Origin of the sequence: Bacillus sp. FSL R9-9834, from assembly GCF_038006905.1 — a bacterium.
In the GTDB taxonomy this organism is placed as follows: domain Bacteria; phylum Bacillota; class Bacilli; order Bacillales; family Bacillaceae_G; genus Bacillus_A; species Bacillus_A pacificus.
Window position 1 is genome coordinate 3,851,485 of record NZ_JBBOWD010000001.1, and the last position, 20,404, is coordinate 3,871,888.

The following is a 20,404-nucleotide window of genomic DNA, read 5'->3' on the forward strand; positions in this document are numbered from 1 at the left end:
CACCTTATTTTTTCTTACTATGATTTGCCTCAATATTACCTTTAATTTGCTTCACTGCATTATCAAGTGCTGCTTTTGGTGCCTCTTTATCCGTAACAACTAATTGAAGCGCATCTCCAGCTGGTTTCCATACTTCTTGCATTTCTGGAATGTTTGGCATTGGAATTCCATTTTCAGATTGTGTTGCAACTGCTTTTGCAGCTTCGTTATCTTTAATAATTGGATCTTCCATTACTGCTTTTACTGGAGGAATTTCTTTCGTCTTCTCAAATCGAATTTTTGCGTTTTCTTCATTCGTTACCCATTCAGTGAACTTTGTAGCTAAATCATTTTGTTTAGAGAAACTTGTTACATGCCATCCTTTAACCCCAACAAACGTTTTCATTGGTTGACCATTTGGTAATTTCGGCATTGGAGCAACGCCATAATCAATTCCGTTCTTTTCCATTGCTTGGAACGCCCAAGGTCCGTTCATGATAGATGCTGCTTTTCCTTCATTAAATAGCCCATCAGCAGCAGGTCCACCAGATTCACCGATAATACCTTTCGGGAATAACTTTTCTTTGTACCATTTTTGAAGATACTCAGCACCTTGTACTGCTCCGCTATTATTTAATCCAACATCACTTGCATTTGGCTTTCCATCTTTTTCACCAAACACATAACCACCCATACCTGCCATGAATGCATTAGCAAAGTAGAAGTTATCTCCTAATGCTAAAAATCCGTACTTGCCATCTTTCGTAAATTCTTTTGAGAAGTTAAACAGCTCGTCCATCGTTTCTGGTGCTTTTGGCATTAGTTTTTTATTGTAAATAAAGACTGGTGTCTCAATTGCTTTTGGTAAACCATATAATTTTCCGTTATATGTCTGTGCTTCTATTGATGAATCAGTAAATTTACTCTTTATAGAATCATCAGCTTTCACTTCAGAAAGTAAACCTTCTGTTACTGCATTTCCGATTTGATCATGTGGCAATGTTACAACATCTGGTCCCGTCCCCGCTGGTCCATCAAGGCGTAACTTCTTCACTTGATCTGTCATTTGCATTTCAACAACTTTTACTTTTACTTTATATTTTTCCTCAAAGCTTTTCACTGCTGGTTCTAAACCAACACCTTTTTTATCATCTTCCCAAACGAGTAAATCGTAATCTTTTTTTGCTTTACTTTCTTCTTTTTTTCCTGAATCTTTCGGTCCACATGCAGATAACATACCAATTGATAATGCTGAAACCGTTAATAATGATAATGCTTTCTTCATCCCAAAAACCTCCCTGAATTGTATATGTACCTTACTGATTGAAAACGTTTGCATTTAATATTTTAATAGAAGCGCAAACAATATCTCAATCTATGAAAACGTTTGCGCTATTTGTCTATCATTATACATTCTTTTATTCATTTTGCAAATATTAATTTTAAAATATTATTACTACACTCTTTATACATTGACTTTATACGAAATGAATACTACTCTTATAAGCAATATTAAAGCTATGCAAAAAGCAATCGTTTGCAACATATGCTTTATTATTATACTTAAGGGAACAATATGCATAGAGATAGTAAAGGGGGATTTTTTATATGCTTAAAGACGCCATCTATCATAGGCCAAAAGATAATTACGCATACGCTTACGATGAAAAAACGATTCACATCCGAATACGTACGAAAAGAGACGATGTTCAAAGTACCACTCTTATTTATGGTGATCCTTATGAATGGACAGACGGGAAGTGGATTTCTTCAAGTGCACCGATGAAAAAAACCGGTTCTACTGCATTATTTGATTATTGGTCCATTTCCATCGAGCCAAAATTTAAGCGCTTACGTTACGGATTTGAATTAAAAGCGGAGACAGAAACGCTTATTTATGCAGAACGTGGATTTTTTTCCAGCATTCCAAATGATGACGTTGGTAACTTTTTCTGTTTTCCATTTATTCATGCAAATGATGTATTCAAAGCACCTTCCTGGATTAAAGATACTGTTTGGTATCAAATTTTCCCAGAACGGTTCGCTAATGGCGATCGTACGCTGAATCCAGAAAACACCCTTCCTTGGGGCAGCGCTGAACCAACTCCAACTAATTTTTTCGGCGGAGATTTTGCTGGTATTATTCAAAACCTCGATTACCTTGTTAAGCTTGGAATTTCGGGAATATATTTCACACCTATTTTCAAAGCACATTCAAATCATAAATATGACACAATTGACTACATGGAAATCGATCCGCAATTTGGCACAAAAGAAACATTCAAAGAACTCGTTCAAGCATGTCATACACATGGTATAAAAGTAATGCTCGATGCCGTATTCAATCACAGTGGATACTTTTTCGATAAATTTCAAGATGTACTAGAAAATGGTGAACAGTCAGCATATAAAGAATGGTTTCATATTCATGAGTTCCCAATTAAAACTGAGCCACTTCCGAACTATGATACTTTCGCGTTTACACCGTATATGCCGAAATTAAACACTGCACACCCGGATGTAAAAGAATACTTACTTGAAGTAGGGCGTTATTGGGTAAAAGAATTCAATATAGACGGGTGGCGCCTTGATGTAGCAAATGAAGTCGACCATAACTTTTGGAGAGAATTCCGAAGGGAGATAAAAGCATTAAATTCTGAAGTATATATTTTAGGAGAAATTTGGCACGATGCACTTCCTTGGCTACAAGGAGATCAATTTGATGCTGTAATGAGCTATCCGGTTACAAACGCTCTACTGTCTTACTTTGCTAACAATTCCATTAAGGCAAATGAATTTATGAAACAAATTATAGAATCTCTACATTCCTACTCTATGAATGTAAATGAAGCAGCATTTCATTTATTAGACAGCCATGATACACCAAGAATATTGACAACATGTAACGGAGATAAAAATAAATTAAAGTTACTTTATGTATTCCACCTTTCTTTCATCGGCTCTCCTTGTATTTATTATGGAGACGAAATTGGTATGGATGGCGGTATGGACCCTGATTGTCGCAAATGTATGGTTTGGGATACGAAAGAACAAGATCATCTATTATTTACACATGTACAAACATTAATTTCGTTACGAAAGCAATATAAAGCATTTGGAGGACATGGTACTTTCCAATTCATTGAAGCAAATGATGAACATAATTATATTTCTTATACAAAAACATATAAAGATGAAACTATCTTTTTCGTTTTAAATCCGACTAATAGTGATATTACAGCTTCACTGCCTCTCCATGTTACTGGAAAGAAAATCATTAATATTTATACAAACGAAGAATTTTCAGCGGAAGCAAGTGTATTACAAGTTACACTTCCTCCATATGGATTCTCCATATTAAAATGGTAACCAAAAAAATCCTTATACCAAAGTGGTATAAGGATTTTTCTTATTTCAATTTGAATACCATTGCTTCATACGGACGTAATGGTATGTTTTCTATCGGTCCATTCTCTACGTCGTAATTGTGTATAAATAACTCTGCTTCACTATAAGTAATGTCCTCAGGCAATTCAAATACACATTCTTCCGCAGTAAAGTTTGCAATAACAAGAAGTTTTTCTTCTCCATACGTTCTTACATATGCAAAAATAGATGGATTATTCTCCAATATTAAATCATATGATCCATACACAACTATTTCATTATTTTTGCGTAACTCAATTAATTTTTTATAATAATAAAAAATTGAATCTTTATTTTGGATCGCTTGTTTCACATTAATTTCTTTGTAGTTAGGGTTTACTGTAATCCAAGGTTCACCTGTTGTAAATCCAGCGTGATCTTTGTCATCCCACTGCATCGGAGTTCTAGCATTATCACGACCCTTTATATAAATAGATTCCATTACTTTTTCTATATCTTCACCACGGTCTATCACTTTTTCTTTATACATATTTAACGTTTCAATATCTCGATATTCATCAATCGACTCAAATCGGACGTTTGTCATTCCAATTTCTTCTCCTTGATAAATATACGGTGTTCCTTTCATCATATGAAGCACCGTCGCTAACATTTTCGCAGATTCAATGCGATACATTCCATCATTACCAAAACGAGATACAACGCGAGGCTGATCATGGTTATTCCAATACAGGCTATTCCAGCCTGTATGTTCTAATGCTTTTTGCCACTTCGTTAAATTCTCTTTTAAAGTAAGGAGTGAACATGGTTTTACATCCCATTTTCCGCCTTCTCCTGAGTCTAAATCCATATGTTCAAATTGGAATACCATCTGCAGTTCTTTTCGTTCTTCCCCGGTATACAATTTCGCTTCTTCTGTCGTTACACCAGGCATTTCACCAACCGTCATAATATCATAATGAAACAATACTTCTTCATTCATTTCATGTAAATATTTATGAATGTTTGGACCGTTCATAAAATGCTTATGACCTGAAACATACCCCTCTTCTTCTGTTTCAACAGCTGGTAATCCCTCTTCTTTAGAAATAAAATTAATAACATCCATACGGAAGCCATCAATTCCTTTTTCTAACCAAAACTTCATCATTTCATAAACATCTTGCCTTACCTTTTCATTATCCCAATTTAAATCTGGCTGTTTTTTAGAAAACAGATGTAAATAATATTCATCTGTCATTTCATCATACTGCCATGCAGATCCGCTAAACGCTGCTCCCCAGTTATTCGGCTCTTTTCCTTCTTTTCCAGGGCGCCATATATAGTAATCTCTATATTTATTATCTTTTGATTTACGTGATTCAATAAACCAATTATGTTCATCAGAAGTATGATTAACAACTAAGTCCATCATAAGTTTCATATTACGTTCATGCATTTCATGTAATAGCTCATCCCAATCTTCCATTGTTCCGAACTCATTCATAATTTTACAATAATCACTTATATCATAACCATTATCATCATTTGGAGATTCATAGACTGGTGATAACCAAATTACATCAATCCCTAATTCTTTTAAGTAATCTAACTTTGAAATAATACCGCGAAGATCCCCGATGCCATCACCGTTGCTATCCATAAAGCTACGAGGATAAATTTGATATACTACACTTTCTTTCCACCACTGTTTTTCCATTATGCTACCCCATTTCATTCATAATTCGATTTTCTCTTTTTAAGGCGCAAACGTTTTCATTAATGAATGATAACAGATTCTATCTTAATTTAAAATAGCGCTTACAACTTTTATTCTTATTTTTCTAAGAAAACATACGAAATTTACTAATATTCTTCCAATTTATGAAAACGTTTTATTTTTTTGTTTATTTTTTGAATCTATTCGTTTATAATGAACTCAAAGAAAACGTTTGCATAATTATTTCTAGGGGGAAATACCATGGCAGAACTGAAATTAGAAAACATTTATAAAATATATGATAATAACGTAACAGCTGTAACAGACTTCAATTTACACATTCAAGATAAAGAATTTATCGTATTTGTCGGTCCTTCTGGATGCGGAAAATCTACAACATTGCGAATGGTGGCTGGACTTGAAGACATTTCAAAAGGAGAGTTTTCAATTGATGGTAAGCTAATGAATGATGTCCCTCCAAAAGATCGCGATATCGCAATGGTCTTCCAAAACTATGCTCTATATCCACATATGAGTGTATATGATAATATGGCATTTGGATTAAAACTTAGAAAAATACCAAAAGATGAAATTGATCGTCGTGTGAAAGATGCAGCAAAAATTTTAGGACTGGAACAATATTTAGATAGAAAACCGAAAGCATTATCTGGTGGACAACGTCAACGTGTTGCGTTAGGGAGAGCAATCGTTCGAGACGCGAAAGTGTTCTTAATGGATGAGCCATTATCTAACTTAGACGCTAAATTACGTGTTGCAATGCGCTCAGAAATTTCTAAGTTACACCACCGCCTTGGAACAACAACAATTTATGTAACGCATGATCAAACTGAAGCGATGACAATGGCTTCTCGTCTTGTTGTTATGAAAGACGGAAAAATTCAACAAATCGGTACTCCAAAAGAAGTATATGAAACACCTGAAAACATTTTTGTTGGTGGATTTATCGGCTCTCCAGCGATGAATTTCTTCCGTGGTAAATTAACTGAAACCGATTTCGTTATAGACAATGCTGCAAAAATTAAAGTAACTGAAGGAAAAATGAAGATATTACGTGAACAAGGCTATGTAAATAAAGACATTGTTTTAGGTATTCGTCCTGAGGACATTCATGATGAACTATTATTTTTAGAAGCTTCACAATCTACTGCCTTCACAACAAAAATTGAAGTTGCTGAGTTATTAGGTGCTGAATCTATTTTATATATGAAACTTGGAAATCAAGATTTTGCAGCACGTGTTGATGCAAGACATACATTTTCACCTGGTGACCAAATTAAACTAGCATTTGATATGAATAAAGCGCATTTCTTTGATAGTCAAACCGAACAACGCATTCGTTAAAAAATAATTTTCATACAAAAAAACCGTCCACATATATTGAGGGCGGTTTTCACTATTATACGAGGGCTTCTACTGTATGAAATGATTGTCCTTTCGTGCTAATAATACCGAAAATCGGTAAGTCACTTAGCACCACTTCTTCTTGCTGTTTCATAAAAGATGACGTTAATTGTTTTATCTCTATCCATACGTCATTAATACAAAGTACATTGGAATCGTTCTCTTGTTGGCGTGAAAATATAGAATCTATTTTATATAAACCAGCATTTTGAAAAAGCATATCAATGCGACTGAATGCATTCAAAGTAATGCTGATTACCCGTTGCCAATCTCCTTGTTTTTCCATATCATAGGATACAAAAAGTGCTTCTCCGCCTAGATTCGTAATTTCCTCCACTGTTGCTTGTCCACTTTCTTGATCGATGTCCGTCACAATTACTTTTGCGCCTTGTTTAGCCAACAAAAGAGCTGTATTACGTCCAATACCGATGCCACCGCCAGTTACGATAGCAACTTTTCCTGCAAGCTTCATTTTCATTACCCCTTCTATAAGTCTTACCGTCATTCAGTATACTCCTTTATGAGATTAGTCTGCAAGCAAGAAAAGTTGCTTATTCATTTGTAAGCGGTTACTTTTTTACTCCTTCTTTTTTCTTACTATTACGCTGATCGAAAACTAAACCGATGAAAATTAAAATCCCCCAAAAGATTACGCTACCTCCAGTCATTTCAATTTCCCCCTTATTATATAAACATATTATTTTAATCATTATAACATTTTCTTAATTTTCAATCTATTAAATCCGAAAATGATATAGATTAACTTATTCCCTATTATATATCCATTAAAATATATTTGTATAACAAAAAGAGACCTTTTTATATAAAAAGGTCTCTTTTTGTTATACAAGACTTATCACTTTCGTTTTTGTAATTAAATCCTGAAAACCACAATTATCTTTGCGGAATAACATCATATATACGTTACATAATATCGGAATTCCAAGTAGTAATATGTTCGGTAATAACAATACAAAAAATCGAATCGTTAATGTTTGTAATGTTAACTTTTCACTCTTCAATGAAATTAATTTTATTCTCGTTACCTTTTTACCAAGTGTTACACCGTTCCAAATAAAGGGTAGCAAAATAAAATATATCGCCATTAATATAAAAACTACTGCAAGATCATATCTATAATCGCCAAAACTAATATTAAAGCGATTAAAAATAGCACTATAATTTCCAGTCATAACAGCTACTACTGCACCATACATAACCGAGATTAAAAACATGTCAATTAGGGAAGCACCTATGCGATTCATTACAAGCGCTGGACGATGCATCTTTAACTTCATTTTTATGTCGACTCCTTCATATCCTTCTTTACCCGTCTCATCGTACCACTTCTAAAAAACATTGTAAACTAGCGTTTCTCTTACTTTTCTTGTACAATGTGTTACAACAGCATTGTAAAGGAGGTTCCCATATTGAAAAAATGGATAATCCTATTCGTCGCATTCCTATTAGCCGGTTGTGCTGGAAATACAAATCATATAACATATACGATTAACGATGAATACGAACTCATACGTACTTCTGGAAATGCATTTGAACTTTTCCCCACGCAAGATGCTGTATACGCCACACAATACATTCCTGCAAAAATTACAGACATAGCCTGGGATGATAAATACATTATTGCAAAACAAACTGAGGAAAAGTCAGATCCGAATAATCCTGACGCAGCAATTGCAAATAAAAAAAGCGAGCATTATTGGATTATTGACGTAAAGCATAATAAACGTTTTGGCCCCTATAATGAAAAGCAATTTAATGAGCAAAAAGATGCGTTTAAAATTAAGGTGCCTTTTCAAAGTGTAGATTCATACATAAAAGAACAGAAAAAACAGTCAGCATAATAGTTTGAGCGCTGACTGTTTTTTCTTGCATATATTTAAAAACAACTTACTCAGAAAGTGAGATGTTAAAAGTTTGTGGCTCTTTTACAACATCTTGCGTTTCTGTATCTGCTGCGATTACATTATCTGTTGTAAATTTAATATCCTTTACCTTTTCTTTTCCATCATCAAGTATTAGGCCGATAATACCATCTCTTGTTTCACCAGGCTTATAGTCTTCCCTTGATACATTTTTGGTACCAACGAGCGTATCTTCATCATATAAAAAGTTTTGCGTTGCTACTTTAAAATGTTGTTTATCATTAATCGCAACATCATTCATAGAGAAAAATTGTATATTTTTATTCCCGCTATTTTCCACCTTATATGTAATTTCAACGTAACGAATCGTATCACTAATCTCTGTACCACTTAGCGATGCATATAACTCCGCATCTTCTTGACTGACTTTATCTCCTAATCTACGCTTTACTTCTTCAGGAGTTAATGCCGTATATACTTTTAATGTATTTTTTGCATCTTTACTCATCTGTGATAAAGAGATTACTTTCACATCTTGTACGTGAATTTTCATTGGTGCTACTTCAAATGTTTGATTCACAGAATGAATTTGTTCTAATTTAAAAGTACCCCATCCTGTTTCTTTCACTTTTTGTCCTACTTTTTTCAGCTCACGCCCACCATATTCTTTTGTTTCAGGAATAGATTCTTTCTTCTTCGGTTCAGCTTTCTTTTCTTCTTGATGGAAGCAACCACTTAACATAAGAAGAAAACTACATAAAACAAAAATACTTTTCCATGCTTTCATCATATAATTTCTCCTAACACTATCATTCATTAATATTAATTAGTCCTTTGCTTTGTAAACTATAGAAACAATGAGAAGTCCACAAAACGAACTTGTCAGTCCAGATACTATTATACCCCCTATTTGGAAAATATGAAAATAGGGATCTACGAACGCATGCACGATAAATATAATAGCTGCCACAACAAGTACCGAAATCCAATATTTTATTTTTTCCGAAGCTAAAATAAGGTCTTTACCCATTTCATTTCTACACGTCCATAAAACATATACTAATAACAGAAAACCAATACATGTACTCCCATGTTGCATATATTTATAAATAGAACTACCGTACCATCCTCTTTGCAATAATGGTATTTTCATAACAAAATAGCCTGTCTTATGAGTGAATGCATCCCAAACAACATGCGTTAACATACCGAATAATGCTGAATAACAAAATACAAAGAAATCTTTCCTTGTGTAAAGCCCCCACCTCTCATCTACTGCATATGTATAGTAGCCAGCAAATGGTTTAGGTAAATGCGTTATAAACGGCTTTTTTAAAATGTAATGATATATGTATGCTAATAAAAAGACAAGTGGTAAATTTAAATATAAGAACCCAAGCCATGTATGGCCAATAATACCATACGGTCTAAAGTGTAAAAAATATTCAAAATCAGGCGCCATACTCCCTAATATAAGAGCCGTTACTGAAATATGTTTAGAATGCTTTTTCACAAAAGGAAGAACTGCTGCTGGATGTGCAAATGTAAACGGCATGTTTTAGCTCCTTTTCAGAATTACAATAGATTACATACTATCATAACGACATGAATAATCTCCATGCAATATTTATTTTCACATTGGAATATGATAGTTTAAATGATATAATCCACATGAAATATTCAGAAAATAAGGAGGGGTTCATGTGTCATTAACACTTGTCTTTTTTCTTGTTCTCTTTATCTTGTTTTTAAGTACATACATTGGATTTTTTCTATGGAATCATTTAAAAATTATAAAATACACGCCCGCTTTCGTTGGCTTTATGAGCGTTCTTTTCATTTTTATATGGAAGAGGATGACTTTCGATTGGGAAGGTCTCGGTTTTGGCGCACTTCAGTATACAATTTTCGCCACAAGCTGTCTTACACTTGTATTTGCTGCTTTTTTAGAATCAAAATCCGTTATGAATTGAGGTTTCTATATTGATTGACGTACCTTTTTTAAAAAATGTCACATTAAAAAAAGAAAATATCCCTAGTTTTTCCGTATATCCTTACTGTTTACCCGCTATCCGAACATTACAATCACTAGCTTTCCACCCAAATGTAACATTCATTATTGGAGAAAACGGAACGGGTAAATCAACATTACTCGAAGCGATTGCAATTGCTTTAGGATTTAATGCAGAAGGTGGAACAAAAAACTTCCGCTTTAGCACAAACGATTCACATTCATCTTTACATGAATACCTTCGAATTTCCAAAAGTTTCAATACACCAAACGACGGTTTCTTTCTTCGCGCTGAATCGTTTTATAACGTTGCTTCTTATATTGATGAAATGGATGCCGATTCAGAAGCACGTGGAAATCCAATTATTGACTCATATGGTGGCACCTCACTACACGAACAATCACATGGTGAGTCATTCTTCTCCTTATTTATGAATCGTTTTTCAGGACAAGGTTTATACATTTTAGATGAGCCCGAGGCCGCTCTATCACCGATGAGACAACTTTCTATGCTCATTCGAATGCACGAACTAGCGGAACAAGGTTCACAATTTGTTATTGCGACGCATTCTCCTATTTTAATGGCTTATCCTGAATCCACTATATACTCTTTAACACAAGAAGGAATTCACGAATCCGCCTTAGAAGACACCGAGCATTACCAAACGACGAAACTTTTCTTTGAAAATCGCGATCGATTATTCCATCATCTATTTGAGTCGTAAAAAAAGAAGCAGCGATTGCTGCTTCTTTTTATAGTGCTTCTATAAATAATGCTACTCCAATACCGCCGCCGACGCATAGAGAGGCAATTCCTTTCTCTAATCCGCGTCTCTTTAATTCATGAATTAAACTTACTGTAATACGAGCTCCTGTACAACCGATTGGATGTCCAAGTCCTACACCACTACCGTTTACATTCACTTTTTCACGATCCAAACCTAATTCTTTCTCTACAGCTAAGTATTGCGCAGCGAAAGCTTCATTAATTTCCAGTAAATCTGCATCTTCTAATGACCAATCTACTTTTTCTAATCCTTTACGAATTGCTGGTGCTGGTCCAATACCCATAATTTTCGGATCTACTCCAGCTACTGAATACCCAACAATTCTAGCTAACGGTTGTAAGCCTTTTTCTTTCGCTTTTTCTTCGCTCATTAATACTAAAACCGCGCTTCCGTCATTCAGGCCAGATGCATTCCCTGCAGTTACTGAACCGTCTTTACGGAAAGCTGGTTTTAATCCAGCTAATTTTTCTGCTGTAATATCAGCACGTGGATGTTCATCTTTTGAAAATACTACTTCTTTTCTACGTTCTTTTATCGTAATAGGAACAATTTGATCGTCAAAGTATCCAGACTCAATTGCCTTTAGCGCCAATGTATGACTGCGAAGCGCAACTTCATCTTGTTCCTCTCTTGTAATTTCATATTGTTCAACTAAATTTTCCGCTGTTTCCCCCATCATAATATGGTGAATCGGATCTTCTAACACTTCCCACACCGTATCACGAATTTCTCCGTGTTGTAGACGTTGTCCCCAGCGGTGTTGTTTCAATGCATAAGGGCTTGAACTCATTGCTTCTACTCCACCTGCAACGACAACTTCACTTACACCTAATTGAATTTGCATTGCAGCCGACATAATTGCTTGCATACCTGAAGAACATTGGCGTTGGATTGTATAGCCCGTAACTGTGTCAGGAAATCCTGCCGCTAATGCAGCCGTTCTCGCCGTATTTGCTTCATCAGTTCTTTGAATACAATGACCTAAAATCACTTCATCAACTTCGTGTGGTTCTACCCCGCCTCGTTTTACAGCTTCCTGAAGTACAGGAACAGCTAATTCTACTGGCGTTACATTTTTTAGCGCTCCCCCAAAAGTTCCAATTGGCGAACGAACTGCAGCTGTAATAACAACATTATGCATTTTGCACTTGCCCCTCTCTTATGTACCCTAGTCAGTTTTTAGGTGAAATTCCATAAGATGTATGTCTACACCCATCATACTATAAACATACTAAAAAATCAAAATATTTAATATAATAAAAATAGAAGGAATTAACCTTCTATTCTGTTAATGCATATAGAAATTTCTGTAAAATCTTCTCTGTTGTTTTATTCAAATTCGGTAACTTATCTACCGGAAAATATTGAAGCTGTAATCCTTCATGGTCAAGCCTTAATTCTCCGCTCACATGATGCCCCTGATACAGATGTATGACATTAAAAATTTCATCTCCATTTGGATATTGGAAGTACACTTCTTTTCCCGAAAGAACCCCGATAAATTGCATAATTTTCGCATTTAGTCCCGTCTCTTCAAACAGTTCTCTGCGAGCAGTTTCTTCTGTCGTTTCTCCTAGCTCCATCGCCCCGCCAGGTACACCCCAATCATATGTATCTGAACGATATTGAAGCAATACTTCTTGATTATCATTTAAGATAATAATTGCTGACCCTACTAGAATAAGCGGCCTTGTACCAACGACTTTGCGTAACTCTTCAATATACCCCAATATGTAAACTCTCCTTTCCTCACCCTTCCTTATCATAACAAAATTTTTCTCCTTTTGTTGATGTAATTTTAAAGAAAAAAAGGAAGCTTTCGCCTCCTTTTTTCACCTTTATTTCTTAAAACTTTCATATTTTACAGCTTCAAAAGCTTCTTCAATTTCATCATTACGATAATGGACATATGTAAAACGTCCTAATTCTACTAATCTTGCTATTTCTTGTAACGCTTTCTGTTGCTCATATGTTTCTTCAAGCTTAATATGTACATAAAATTTCATTAATGGATGTTCATATAAAGGTTCTCCCACCTCTACATATACATCTTCTACCCCTTGCACAACTCTTACATAACTTGCAAATTGATAAAGAGCCTCTCTGTCTGAAACGATTTTTAATGTATACATATATTCTCCCCCTTTTCTTTACTATATCAAAAAGATGATCACACTACGTTATAGAACTATGAAATTTTTTCGACTTGTAATAAACAAGGCGGTTATCCATACATAGAGTCTTTTCCCAACATATATTATAGGAAGAATTTTTCAGTTGAGGTGTTCCTTATGGATCCATACGTCAATATATGTATTTGCATTACGCCAGGCGCCGATATTTCTAATGATCGTATCGCAAAAGATTTAGCAGTTGCAGAGTCAATTTGGCACCCGATTACATTTCAAATTAAAGAAGTAATTATTTTAAATGAACTTTTTCGTTTTTCTGACCGCGAAATTAGTTATAAAAATTCTATTCAAAGTCAGGAAAAATTAGCATCCTTTTTCCAAACATGTGTGAATGAAGCTCCTGAATGCGACCTTTATATTTGTTATATTGGCAGTGATTATTTCAAAGAAACAGCAGTCATTGCCTGTGCTTACTCTTTAGCGAAACAACAGCAACTTACTGGTTATATCGTTTTAACAAATTCAGCTGCCCCCATGAAAAATATATATACGCTCGCTCACGAAATCGGTCATATTTTATTTACAAGACGTGTTCACGGAAAACTTACTCACGCTGATCCTCATTCCCCAACTGGCTCGGAGCACCATCCTTCTCCAACAAATCTTATGTACCCTATCGTACCTCGTCCTGAAAATGTCCATATTCAATCCCTATTAACGAACGAACAAAAAGCACTCTCTTTACAAAGTTCTTTATTGCAAAGAAAAAAACAGTAACGCTCTTGTTACTGTTTAAAACAATATATTCCAATCAACAAACCAAATTCCGGCTGCAACGGATGCAAATATACAACTAAACATAAATACAATTACTCTAAAAATCTCTATATAATATTTCTTTGGAAATATTTTTTTGCATATCCAGAGCAGCCACTTTCCTATTAAACCGAAGAACAACATATATCATAATATTTACAATATGCAGTATAAATATAATTTACATATATGCTTATCCTTTTTATTTCTAGAGCTTCTCCTTAGAAATACACTCTTACTATTTGTTCAACCATAAATATCATAAAAATTGGGATTCCTAAAACAAGTAAACCAATCCAACCAAGAGACCGAACATTCACAATCGTTGTTATCAATAGCATAACTCCTCCAATTAAATATCTTCCTAATTGAGGGAGTTCATATAAAGGAAAACTGTACCAACCCTTTAAGAACATTATTAATATTGGTAAATAAGTGAGTATTACTGCTCCAAATAGCAGTAAGCCTTTTTTCAACATACTCCTTTGAAAACTAGCACCTCTTAAAAATAAAACCCCTCCCATAATCATTAACAGTAAGATAACCGGATATCCGATTAATCCTATTAAAGAAATGGTATAAGGTTCATTTAAGTTTCGAAATAAAAGATCTGGAATAGTCCAATAACATAATATACTCATAACAGCTGTAGCTAGCCATCCTAAATTCCGTTTATAATCAACTTGCATTTCTTTTACAAGTTGATTTGCATATTCCTTTGGTGAATCACCAAATATATCCTTTACACTCTTACCCCTTTTTTCCCCTTCAGTTAAATGTAATTTTGCATCTTCTAAAAAGGATTCAATATCTTTTTCGCTTATTCCCTTTGCAGTTAAATAAGTACCTGTATTTGCAAGGAAATCTCGTGACTCTTGAGAAAGCATCATATTCCCTCCTTCCAAATTACTAGTGCACACTTTTTCTCTCCTCATTTTTGAAAGACCATCGCATTAATACATATAAACTTCCGTACAGAAGTAACGACTCTAAGATTCCCCAGTATGGATTTTTCTCTCCCAATCCTTTAAATACAAACATAATGAATAGCGGGACAATAACAGTTAATATCCCAATCCAGCCAAGTATGTATGCTTCCCCAATTAACAGTACTAACAAGATAACTCCAGCTAGTATATAACTTTGTATAGTCGTTAATTGTAATACAGGTGTCCCATACCATTTATTCATAAACATCAATAATATTAGTAATAAAATCGGTAGCAATGCTGCTACATAAATAATGCTAAATTCTTTTATTTTACTCTTAAATGATGACATTTTAAAAGCAAATATAATTCCTACAATCGTAATCATTAAAACAATTGGGTATCCAATTAATTGTACATTCGTTAATGTAAATTCATGATTTGGGCTTTCAAATAAAATATTTGTAAGTAACCAATATCCCCCTATTCCAATTATCATTCCTAAAATAGTCTTTATACTCCCGCCTTTATCCCTCTCCATCTCTTTCGCTAATTCTTCTGCATACTCTTTTGGCGAATCACCAAATATATCACTTACTGTCTTTCCCTCCTTCTCACCTTCTATTAAATGAAGTTCTGCATCTTCTAGAAAAGCATCCACATCTTCTTCTTTAATCCCTTTTGTTATTAAATATACTTTCGTATCAATTAAAAACTTTTCCCCTTCTTTAGAAATCTTCATAATAATCCCTCCTTTATTAAACCGTCTCTCTTCTATTCGTCTTCATCATAATTTCAAGGAAAATTAAAATAAACAAACTTCCGTATAAACATATAATTTGAAATAACATCGGCACGAGATCTTCTGATGTAAATGTTTTAAACAGTAACATAATTGAAAGTGGAATGATTAAATATAAGTTTTTAAACCATCCATCAAAATATATATTTATCGCTACTGTAATAATAAAAATCCCACCAGCTAATATATAACTTTGCATTTGAGTGAATATAAACAGTTTTGTTGGATAGACCACATCTAATACCGTAACAACCCCCATTAAAAACATTGGCGCGATCATAACTAAAAACCACATAGAAAACCACGTTTTTGTAAAACTTGTTACGAAGGTCATTTTGCGAAGTAGAAAATTAGGACCTATAACAACTAAAATCAATGACAAACTATACCCCACGCACTGAATCAGTGACATCTGTAATAATCCGTTATTCACTATTAGGATAGAAGCAATAATCCAAAACGATACGATATTCATTACTGTAAAACCAATTTGCTTCCACGTTTCCTGTCTATCTCTTTCCATCACTTTTACAAGTTCATTTGCGTATTCTTTCGGTGAGCTTCCGAAAATTTCTTCTACGCTTTTCCCATCACTCTCACCTTCTATTAAATGAAGTTCTGCGTCTTCGATAAAGCTTTCAATATCACTTTCTTTCACACTCTTTGCAGTCAAAAACAATCTCATATCTAATAAAAACTTTCGCGCTTCATTTGATAGCATTATTTTCTTCTCCCCTTCCCTTCAAGTAGACGTTCCACACTACTTTGCATCGCTTCCCAGCGATCCATAAATTCATCTAGTGCATCTTCGCCATTTTCTGTTAACGTGTAATACTTCCGTTTTGGACCAGATGGGGATTCCTTCATTACACTTGTTATAAGTCCTTCCTTTTGCATTCGTATTAATAACGGATAAATACTGCCTTCACTTGCCATTGTAAAGCCATACTTTGCTAGCTTCTCACTCATTTCATAACCATATATTTCACCTTCAGAAATAATAGCAAGTAAGCATCCTTCTAAAATCCCTTTCAGCATTTGACTTGTCGACATAATTCAAATCCTCCCACTATCTTGTTTTACAAGATAGACAAGCGTAAGTATCTTGCTTTACAAAATAGTATAGCAGAGACTATTTTGCAAAACAAGATAGCTAACGATATTTTTCCAAATCTTTGCAGGATTTTTATTATCCACTCTCTAAATAGAGCAATAGGAGAACTTTATTACGAAGGGATGTTTTTCATCATGGTTACAAATCGAGTTGTTTTTTTAACAGGTGCTGCAAGTGGTATTGGTTATGAAATGGGAAACGCTTTTGCAAAAGAAGGTGCAAAAGTTGTTATTACCGATCGTCTTGAAGAACGTGCAAAAGAAGCTGCTGAACAACTACAAAAAGAGGGCTTTCAAGCTATCGGCTTAAAATGTGATGTTACATCCGAAGAAGAAATAGAAGCATCCATTTCCCAAACTGTTAATCATTTCGGTTCATTAGACATATTAATTAATAACGCAGGCATGCAACACGTTTCACCAATTGAAGAGTTTCCAACCGAAAAATTCGAGCTCCTCATTAAAATCATGCAAATCGCTCCATTTATCGCCATTAAACATGCCTTTCCGATTATGAAAAAGCAAAAGTATGGCCGAATTATTAATGTCGCTTCCATTAATGGCCTCGTTGGATTTGCAGGGAAATCCGCCTACAATAGCGCGAAACATGGTGTAATTGGATTAACAAAAGTTGCTGCTTTAGAAGGCGCTACGCATGGTATTACTGTAAATGCACTGTGTCCTGGTTATGTCGATACCCCTCTTGTACGTAATCAACTACAAGACTTAGCTACTACACGAAATGTACCACTTGAAAATGTTTTGGAGGAAGTCATTTATCCACTTGTACCGCAAAAACGCTTATTACAAGTACAAGAAATCGCTGATTATGCAATCTTTTTAGCGAGCGAAAAAGCGAAAGGTATAACCGGGCAAGCTGTCGTTATCGATGGTGGTTATACTGCTCAATAAAAAATAAAGTTTGCTCACGAAGAGCAAACTTTATTTTTTATCCCGGGGATCTTCCTACTTTAGTAATTGTTTAGGGAGTTTCTCGATTGCAACAATTACCCCATCTAATTTGCTTCCAATTCGATGGAGTAAATATAATGTTACAACAATCGGAAACCCTACATTACCTATCATCTTGATCCACTCTTCCATTCTTTTTCCCTCCTTTCATTATATAAATAAGAGAAAAGAACACATTTAGGCATAAAAAAACAAGCTATTATGTATTAGCTTGTTTTTTCAAATAATGATGCAATTTCTCGCTTATAATCTCCACGTATAATACCTCGCTCAGTAATAATGCCTGTAATTAATTCGTTTGGCGTTACATCAAATGCTGGATTATAAACAGTAGTTCCAACTGGCGTTACTTGTTTCCCAAAAATTTTCGTAACTTCTGTTTCATCTCTTTCTTCAATAACAATTTCAGCTCCTGTTTGTTTCGTAATATCAAATGTCGATAACGGAGCTGCAACGTAGAATGGGATACCGAAGTACTTTGCTAATATAGCTAAATTCATTGTTCCGATTTTATTTGCTGTATCTCCATTTGCGACAATCCGGTCCGCTCCTACAATAATTGCGTTGATTTCTTTCGTTTGAATAGCATGAGCTGCCGTATTATCTGTAATAAGCGTTACATCAATACCTGCCTGTTTTAATTCCCAAGTCGTTAAACGCCCGCCTTGTAAAACTGGTCTCGTTTCACATGCATATGCATGTAAATGTACACCTTTTTCTTTCCCAATATAAAACGGTGCTAGTGCAGTACCATATTTAGCAGTTGCAATACTGCCAGCGTTACAAATCGTTAAAATGTTATCACCATCTTGAAAACATGATAATGCATGTTCTCCAATACTCCTGCATACTGCTTCATCTTCTTGCTGAATGAGAAGCGCTTCTTCTTCTAATATTTTTTGTGCTTCTTTTATTGTAGTAATTTCTTGAATAGATTCTCTCATACGATCGATTGCCCAAAATAAATTGACTGCTGTCGGGCGTGACGTTCCCAAATAATTACAATCTCTATTAAACTTCTTTTGAAATTCTTCAATATGTAAAGTAGTATATTTTTTTGCTGCAAGCGCCAAGCCAAATGCAGCTACAATTCCAATTGCCGGTGCTCCTCGTACTTCTAGCATGACAATACTTTTCCATACCTCTTCAATCGTCGTTAATGTTTTATATTCTGTGCTATGCGGCAACTTTGTTTGATTTAATACTGCAATAGCATCCCCTTTCCAACTGACAGACCTCGGAATCGTAACAATTGTACTCATGCTTTTACCCCTCCAGAAACTGTCTGTTGAAATAATGTTCGGAACAGTTGAATATCAGCGTTTTTAGATTCATATTTTATTAGTTCTTTACCTAAGTATAAAGCTTGTTTCTTGGCTTGAATTCTCTTTTCTTTATTTGCTATTTCATCTAAATCAGCTACATGTGCTAAGCCAATTGTTCTTCGGATAAGCTCACATCCAGCAAATCCGACCACATCCGTAAAAATATTTTGCAAAATAATCGGCAACCATTGTTTCTCTTTCGTATATGCTTCTACACCTTCTCCAATCCATAACTTTGTAAAAGTGTCTACGAAATAGCTCCATGTTTTCTCAATATGGAAAAATAGCACACTTCTCTGTTCTTCCTCTCTAGATAGAGCATTTAATAATAGATTTGCAATAAATTGACCAAGATCAAATCCAAATGGGCCATAAGTTGCAAACTCCGGATCAATCACTTTCGTTTCAGAAGGTGATGAAAAAATACTACCAGTATGTAAATCACCATGAATAAGTGCTTCTTTTCTCGTTAAAAACTTATATTTATATTGTGCTACTTTTAATTTTAAAGTTTTATCACTCCACAATTCATCAACCGCTAGTTGTAATTCCGGCTCATAATCATTCGTATCGTAATGGCCAAACGGATCTGTAAACACTAAATCTTCTGTAATCTTGCAGAGATCTGGGTTTACAAATGTACCTTCTAGTCCCCTTTTCTCTTCTGACTGTAAACCGAAATCTGAAGTATAAAATAAAACATTTGCTAGAAAACGACCGATATGTTGGGATAAAAGTGGATATTCTTCTCCATCTATTAATCCTTTTCTTGTAATTGTTAGTCTTGATAAGTCTTCTATTACTGTTACTGCTAACTCTTCATCATGACTGTGCACTACCGGAACATAATCCGGTACATACTTCGCAAAAATTTTCAGTGCCTTGCTTTCAATTGTCGCTCTTTTTATAGATAACGGCCAGCTTTCACCAACTACTTTCGCATATGGCAGTGCCTGTTTTATTATAATAGACTTCTCTCCATCATCTAATTTGAACACGTAATTTAAATTTCCATCTCCAATTTCATGACAAACTACATTTGCTTTCTTTTCAAAATAACCGTGTTCTTTCGCATATTGTATAGCTGCTGTTTCAGTTAATGCATAATATCCCATCGTCTTCTCCCCCTTTTTTATATTCAGAGGT

At 34.7% G+C, this 20,404-nt stretch carries 24 protein-coding genes and 1 pseudogene; 7 read left to right on the forward strand and 18 right to left on the reverse strand.

Annotated features, from left to right (window positions below):
• Positions 1–4 precede the first annotated feature (4 nt).
• Complete coding sequence (locus MKY00_RS19965) at positions 5–1,264, reverse strand: extracellular solute-binding protein (RefSeq protein ID WP_000709927.1); 1,260 nt, start codon at positions 1,262–1,264, stop codon at positions 5–7.
• 323 nt (positions 1,265–1,587) lie between these two features.
• Between MKY00_RS19965 and MKY00_RS19970 the strand changes: the two genes are divergently transcribed.
• Positions 1,588–3,348, forward strand: coding sequence for an alpha-glycosidase (locus tag MKY00_RS19970; protein ID WP_016718400.1), 1,761 nt, complete (start codon positions 1,588–1,590; stop codon positions 3,346–3,348).
• 40 nt (positions 3,349–3,388) lie between these two features.
• Here the strand turns inward: MKY00_RS19970 and malL are convergent, their stop codons facing one another.
• Complete coding sequence (gene malL / locus MKY00_RS19975; RefSeq protein ID WP_016718401.1) at positions 3,389–5,065, reverse strand: oligo-1,6-glucosidase; 1,677 nt, start codon at positions 5,063–5,065, stop codon at positions 3,389–3,391.
• Between the two features lie 261 nt (positions 5,066–5,326).
• Here malL and MKY00_RS19980 point away from each other — a divergent pair, with 261 nt between their 5' ends.
• The gene (locus tag MKY00_RS19980) at positions 5,327–6,427 is read left to right on the forward strand and encodes an ABC transporter ATP-binding protein (protein ID WP_000818924.1); all 1,101 of its coding nucleotides are present in this window, start codon (positions 5,327–5,329) and stop codon (positions 6,425–6,427) included.
• A 55-nt stretch (positions 6,428–6,482) separates the two neighbouring features.
• Here the strand turns inward: MKY00_RS19980 and MKY00_RS19985 are convergent, their stop codons facing one another.
• The 3 genes from MKY00_RS19985 to MKY00_RS19995 all read right to left on the reverse strand — a co-directional run bounded on the left by MKY00_RS19985 (position 6,483) and on the right by MKY00_RS19995 (position 7,785).
• The gene (locus MKY00_RS19985) at positions 6,483–6,992 is read right to left on the reverse strand and encodes an SDR family NAD(P)-dependent oxidoreductase (protein WP_000218418.1); all 510 of its coding nucleotides are present in this window, start codon (positions 6,990–6,992) and stop codon (positions 6,483–6,485) included.
• Between the two features lie 64 nt (positions 6,993–7,056).
• Positions 7,057–7,155 (reverse strand): hypothetical protein, encoded by a 99-nt coding sequence (locus tag MKY00_RS19990; RefSeq protein WP_000145657.1) that lies wholly within the window; start codon positions 7,153–7,155, stop codon positions 7,057–7,059.
• A 174-nt stretch (positions 7,156–7,329) separates the two neighbouring features.
• Positions 7,330–7,785 carry an RDD family protein gene (locus MKY00_RS19995; RefSeq protein ID WP_000769088.1) on the reverse strand — a complete coding sequence of 152 codons (456 nt, stop codon included), beginning with the start codon at positions 7,783–7,785 and terminating at the stop codon, positions 7,330–7,332.
• Positions 7,786–7,917: 132 nt separating this feature from the next.
• On the opposite strand from MKY00_RS19995, the gene MKY00_RS20000 reads away from it, so the two are divergent.
• Positions 7,918–8,349, forward strand: a complete 432-nt coding sequence (locus tag MKY00_RS20000; protein WP_000758784.1) for a DUF3997 domain-containing protein — start codon at positions 7,918–7,920, stop codon at positions 8,347–8,349.
• 46 nt (positions 8,350–8,395) lie between these two features.
• Here MKY00_RS20000 and MKY00_RS20005 read toward each other — a convergent pair whose 3' ends face one another.
• Both MKY00_RS20005 and MKY00_RS20010 read right to left on the reverse strand, forming a co-directional pair.
• The gene (locus tag MKY00_RS20005) at positions 8,396–9,160 is read right to left on the reverse strand and encodes a hypothetical protein (protein WP_000973891.1); all 765 of its coding nucleotides are present in this window, start codon (positions 9,158–9,160) and stop codon (positions 8,396–8,398) included.
• A gap of 36 nt (positions 9,161–9,196) precedes the next feature.
• On the reverse strand, positions 9,197–9,925 hold the full coding sequence (locus tag MKY00_RS20010; RefSeq protein WP_016718403.1) for a DUF4184 family protein: 729 nt from the start codon (positions 9,923–9,925) through the stop codon (positions 9,197–9,199).
• A 148-nt stretch (positions 9,926–10,073) separates the two neighbouring features.
• Here MKY00_RS20010 and MKY00_RS20015 point away from each other — a divergent pair, with 148 nt between their 5' ends.
• Together MKY00_RS20015 and MKY00_RS20020 are read left to right on the forward strand one after the other, a co-directional pair.
• Positions 10,074–10,343 (forward strand): hypothetical protein, encoded by a 270-nt coding sequence (locus tag MKY00_RS20015; protein WP_016718404.1) that lies wholly within the window; start codon positions 10,074–10,076, stop codon positions 10,341–10,343.
• 10 nt (positions 10,344–10,353) lie between these two features.
• Positions 10,354–11,106, forward strand: a complete 753-nt coding sequence (locus MKY00_RS20020) for an AAA family ATPase (RefSeq protein WP_016718405.1) — start codon at positions 10,354–10,356, stop codon at positions 11,104–11,106.
• Between the two features lie 28 nt (positions 11,107–11,134).
• On the opposite strand, the gene MKY00_RS20025 is transcribed toward MKY00_RS20020, so the two are convergent.
• The 3 genes from MKY00_RS20025 to MKY00_RS20035 form a co-directional block, all read right to left on the reverse strand.
• Positions 11,135–12,310 carry an acetyl-CoA C-acetyltransferase gene (locus tag MKY00_RS20025; RefSeq protein WP_000552083.1) on the reverse strand — a complete coding sequence of 392 codons (1,176 nt, stop codon included), beginning with the start codon at positions 12,308–12,310 and terminating at the stop codon, positions 11,135–11,137.
• A gap of 139 nt (positions 12,311–12,449) precedes the next feature.
• Positions 12,450–12,899 (reverse strand): NUDIX hydrolase, encoded by a 450-nt coding sequence (locus MKY00_RS20030; protein WP_000540524.1) that lies wholly within the window; start codon positions 12,897–12,899, stop codon positions 12,450–12,452.
• Positions 12,900–13,007: 108 nt separating this feature from the next.
• Entirely contained in the window at positions 13,008–13,301 is a 294-nt protein-coding gene (locus tag MKY00_RS20035; protein WP_000288328.1) for a DUF3928 family protein, read from the reverse strand.
• A 159-nt stretch (positions 13,302–13,460) separates the two neighbouring features.
• Between MKY00_RS20035 and MKY00_RS20040 the strand changes: the two genes are divergently transcribed.
• Positions 13,461–14,078 carry an ImmA/IrrE family metallo-endopeptidase gene (locus tag MKY00_RS20040; protein WP_016718406.1) on the forward strand — a complete coding sequence of 206 codons (618 nt, stop codon included), beginning with the start codon at positions 13,461–13,463 and terminating at the stop codon, positions 14,076–14,078.
• 15 nt (positions 14,079–14,093) lie between these two features.
• On the opposite strand, the pseudogene MKY00_RS20045 reads toward MKY00_RS20040, so the two are convergent.
• The 5 genes and pseudogenes from MKY00_RS20045 to MKY00_RS20065 all read right to left on the reverse strand — a co-directional run.
• A pseudogene (locus MKY00_RS20045) lies at positions 14,094–14,264 on the reverse strand (DNA-binding protein); the annotation flags it as partial.
• A gap of 74 nt (positions 14,265–14,338) precedes the next feature.
• Positions 14,339–15,004, reverse strand: coding sequence for a DUF1129 domain-containing protein (locus MKY00_RS20050; RefSeq protein ID WP_016718407.1), 666 nt, complete (start codon positions 15,002–15,004; stop codon positions 14,339–14,341).
• Between the two features lie 22 nt (positions 15,005–15,026).
• Entirely contained in the window at positions 15,027–15,788 is a 762-nt protein-coding gene (locus MKY00_RS20055; RefSeq protein WP_016718408.1) for a DUF1129 domain-containing protein, read from the reverse strand.
• Positions 15,789–15,804: 16 nt separating this feature from the next.
• Positions 15,805–16,569, reverse strand: coding sequence for a DUF1129 domain-containing protein (locus tag MKY00_RS20060; protein ID WP_016718409.1), 765 nt, complete (start codon positions 16,567–16,569; stop codon positions 15,805–15,807).
• Complete coding sequence (locus tag MKY00_RS20065; protein WP_000107991.1) at positions 16,569–16,901, reverse strand: PadR family transcriptional regulator; 333 nt, start codon at positions 16,899–16,901, stop codon at positions 16,569–16,571. The genes MKY00_RS20060 and MKY00_RS20065 overlap by 1 nt, the downstream gene beginning before the upstream one ends.
• 195 nt (positions 16,902–17,096) lie before the next feature.
• On the opposite strand from MKY00_RS20065, the gene MKY00_RS20070 reads away from it, so the two are divergent.
• The gene (locus MKY00_RS20070; RefSeq protein ID WP_061183914.1) at positions 17,097–17,873 is read left to right on the forward strand and encodes a 3-hydroxybutyrate dehydrogenase; all 777 of its coding nucleotides are present in this window, start codon (positions 17,097–17,099) and stop codon (positions 17,871–17,873) included.
• Between the two features lie 54 nt (positions 17,874–17,927).
• Here the strand turns inward: MKY00_RS20070 and MKY00_RS20075 are convergent, their stop codons facing one another.
• The 3 genes from MKY00_RS20075 to mtnK form a co-directional block, all read right to left on the reverse strand.
• Positions 17,928–18,065, reverse strand: a complete 138-nt coding sequence (locus tag MKY00_RS20075; RefSeq protein ID WP_341035198.1) for a YvrJ family protein — start codon at positions 18,063–18,065, stop codon at positions 17,928–17,930.
• 74 nt (positions 18,066–18,139) lie between these two features.
• Complete coding sequence (gene mtnA / locus MKY00_RS20080) at positions 18,140–19,195, reverse strand: S-methyl-5-thioribose-1-phosphate isomerase (RefSeq protein WP_016718411.1); 1,056 nt, start codon at positions 19,193–19,195, stop codon at positions 18,140–18,142.
• On the reverse strand, positions 19,192–20,373 hold the full coding sequence (gene mtnK / locus MKY00_RS20085; RefSeq protein ID WP_016718412.1) for an S-methyl-5-thioribose kinase: 1,182 nt from the start codon (positions 20,371–20,373) through the stop codon (positions 19,192–19,194). Before mtnK ends, mtnA begins: the two co-directional genes overlap by 4 nt.
• Between the last annotated feature and the right edge of the window lie 31 nt (positions 20,374–20,404).